Genomic DNA, 3,256 nt, shown 5'->3' on the forward strand with positions numbered 1-3,256 from the left:
ATGGGTCGGCAGTGTCTGTGGGGTATACGAGACCCCCGCCGCCCCGCGCGCGCAGCAGGTGGGCGGCGACCGCTTCGACGCGTTCGCCGCGCCGCAGCATCGTCTCGGCCGCGACCCGGTGCGCCGCCTGCCGCCGCGCCGTCGGCCAGCCGGTCAGCACGGCGTCCCGCAGCAGCCGGTGGGCGAAGCGGGGCAGGCCGGCGGAGTCGGGGCGCAGGAGTCCGATGCGGGTCATCGCGGTGAGCCAGCCGGCCACCCGTGCGGGATCCGCGCCGGCCGCCTCGGCCAGCACCCCGGCCACGTCCGTACCCGCCGGGGCGCCCGCGGCGCGCCCGGTGCGCCGTTTCCCGGCCGCCTCCGGTTTCCCCGCTTCCCGCGTCTCGCGTGCCTCGTGTGCCTCGCGTATCTCGTCCGTCCCGTCCGTCCCGTCCGTCTCGTGTGCCGGCCGGGGCCAGGCCTCCTCCAGCGCCGCCAGGCAGCGGGCCACCTCGGTCGTCGCCGCGCCCGCGCTGCTCAGCCACCACGCGACGGCCGCCGGATAGCTGCCGGGGTACAGCGCGGCGCAGGTGTCCGGCAGCGGAGGGACGGCTTCCGGTGCCGGGCCGGCCGTCTGCGGGCCGCCGAGGTCGTCGAGCAGCGCGTGGAGGAGCAGCGGACTGCCCGCCCCCGCGCGCACGCACTGCGCCGTCCACTCGGGGTCGGCGTCCGGAACGGCGGCGCGGACGAGCTCCGCGGCGGCCGTGTCGCCGAGCGGGTCGATCGTGTGGGTGCGCACCAGGGACGGGGGCAGGGACCGGGCCAGCCCGGTGCGCCCCGGGTCGATGTCGTACTGGCTCCGTTCGCTCGCCACGAGCAGGACCGGTAATCGGTCGATACGGCGCACCGCCTCCCGCAGCCAGCGGCGTGACGGGGCGTCGGCCAGGTGGACGTCGTCGACCGCCAGCAGGAGCGGCCCCTCGGCCGCGTACGCGCGCAGCAGCCGCCACAGCCGGGCGGCGCTCCCCCGGTCGTCGCCGTCGGGTGCGAGGTCGGCGAAATCCGGTACGGGTCCCAGGAGTTGCAGCACCGTCGCGAAGGGCACCGCGGTGTCCTCGGCCGAGCAGCGCGCCCACAGCACCCGCAGGCCCCGGTCCTCGGCGTCCCGGGCGGCGGTCTCCAGTACGGCGGTGCGTCCGGTGCCGGAGGCTCCCTGGAGCAGTACCAGGCCGCCGGAGCCGGAGCGGGCGCGCTCCGCCCCGGCCACGAGCAGTGCCCGGGCGCCATCGCGTTCGCGGAGCGGTCCGGTCATCGGTGCCTCCTGTGCTGGACGGTGTGCTTCCCCGCCGGGTGAGACGACGAAATCCGGGTCGGGGTGGTGTGGAGTGGCGTACCTCACTGTCGGCTCGCCGGACCCGGCCCGTCCCCGACCGGACCCGCTGTGACCTGCGGTGACGCGTGCGGCGTCGGCCGGTCTCGTGGTGGCTGCCGGTGCGGTCTCGTGGTGCGGCTCGTGGTGCTCCACGATTGCGGTCCGCGGGGTGCCCGCAGAAGGGTGGAGGGTGCTCATCCACCACCGGACCGCGCTCCGCGGCGGGCCGCTGAACAGGGGAATCGGTTGCACAACTCACCCCGGACCTTGACCATCTCCTCCCCCGGCACGGGCCGGAGCTCCGGATCCGCGGACCGGCGCGTGCCCGTGGCGGTGTCCGCCGCGGATCCGATCAGCCGCGAGGGCGCGATCAGCCTGTTGCGCAGACACCCCGAGATCGAGCTGCGCGAGGAGTCCGGTCCGGGCACGGTGGCCCTGCTCGTGGAGGACGCGCTCGACGAGGCGGCGCTGACCCGGTTGCGCCGGATCGTCCGCAGCGAGGGGGCGCGCGCCGTGCTCGTGGTGGGCGCGATGCGGGAGAACGAACTGCTGGACGTGGTGGAGTGCGGTGTCGGCGCGATCGTCTGGCGCCACGAGGCCACCGCCGGACGGCTGGTGCAGGCGGTGCTGGCCGCGTCCCGCGGTGACGGGGACCTGCCCGCCGATCTGCTCGGCCGGCTCATCCACCAGGTGGGCTCGCTCCACCGGGGTTCCGCGGGCCGGGCCGGTGCGCCGTTCGGGCTCACGCCCCGCGAGGTGGACGTCCTGCGCCTGGTCTCCGAGGGCTTCGACACCGGTGAGATCGCGGGCAAGCTGTCCTACTCCGAACGGACCGTCAAGAACGTGATGCACGGGCTCACCACACGGCTTCATCTGCGCAATCGTGCGCACGCGGTCGCTTTTGCCCTGCGGGAAGGCTACATCTGACCTTCCGGGCAACCGAAGGCGGCCGGGCGTGTCCTCGGGGGCAGGCCGCACTGCCCGCCGGCCGTCCCCCGTACCCCTGGGGCCCGGGGTGCCGTCCGGGGGACGATCGACGGTGGACGACGGACCGGACGGAAACGGCCGTGCGGGCAGAGCGGGGGCACAGGCGTGATCCACGAGGTGGACGAGGTACTCAAAAGCCTCCTCGGCGGCGGGGCGTTGACGGGTTCGGGCATCGAGGTGTCCTTCGAGGCACCGACCCGTGACTGGGCGGCCCGGCGCAACGCCCCCGTGGTCAACACCTATCTGTACGACATCCGGGAGGACGTGGCCCGGCGCCAGCGGGGCCACGTGGCGGTGCGGGACGAACGCGACGTGATCGTGCGGCGCAGTCAGCCGCCGCGCTGGTTCCGGCTGTCGTACCTGGTCACGGCGTGGACGAAGACCCCGCAGGACGAGCACCGGCTGCTGTCCGCCGTACTCGCCACGCTGCTGCCCCGTGAGGTGCTGCCGCCGGACGAACTGCCCGGTTCGCTGCGGGCCCTGGGCCTGTCCGTGCCGCTGACGGTGGCCGGCATCCAGACGGAGTCGCGGTCGCTCGCCGAGATCTGGTCCGCGCTGGGCGGCGAGCTGAAGCCGTCCCTCGACCTGGTGGTGACCGCGCCCTTCCCGGCCTTCCCGGAGTACGACGCGGGGCCGCCGGTCACCGAGGGCGCCACCGTCCGGGTCGGCGCCCTGGACGGCGAGCCGGCGGCCTCGGGGGGCCGTTCGCACCGCCCCCACCAGGTGGCGGCCGCCCAGGCGGGGGGGGGCGCCCCCACCGAGGGCCGGCCCCCCCCCGGGGCCGCCCGCCCGCGCGGGCGGGGGCCACCCCCGCCGGCACCGCGGGCCGGCCCCCCGCCCGGGCGCGCCCCCCCCGGCGGGCGCCCTCGTCCTGGAGGCCTCGGTCGCGCGGGCGCTCTGGGCCGAGCCCGGCGACACCGT

General features: G+C 76.2%; 3 protein-coding genes. 2 read left to right on the forward strand and 1 reads right to left on the reverse strand.

Annotated elements, in window-relative coordinates; translation table 11 throughout:
• Positions 1–1,288: AAA family ATPase (locus ACFXA3_RS39300; RefSeq protein ID WP_385195670.1), on the reverse strand; the 1,288-nt coding region annotated here is incomplete at its 3' end.
• A 327-nt stretch (positions 1,289–1,615) separates the two neighbouring features.
• Between ACFXA3_RS39300 and ACFXA3_RS39305 the strand changes: the two genes are divergently transcribed.
• A complete protein-coding gene (locus tag ACFXA3_RS39305; RefSeq protein ID WP_385195673.1) occupies positions 1,616–2,275 on the forward strand; it encodes a response regulator transcription factor in 660 nt (219 codons plus the stop codon).
• Positions 2,276–2,440: 165 nt separating this feature from the next.
• A partial coding sequence (locus ACFXA3_RS39310; protein WP_385195675.1) for a DUF4255 domain-containing protein occupies positions 2,441–3,256 on the forward strand: 816 nt, incomplete at its 3' end.

Origin of the sequence: Streptomyces sp. NPDC059456 (assembly GCF_042750055.1) — a bacterium.
Lineage (GTDB): Bacteria > Actinomycetota > Actinomycetes > Streptomycetales > Streptomycetaceae > Streptomyces.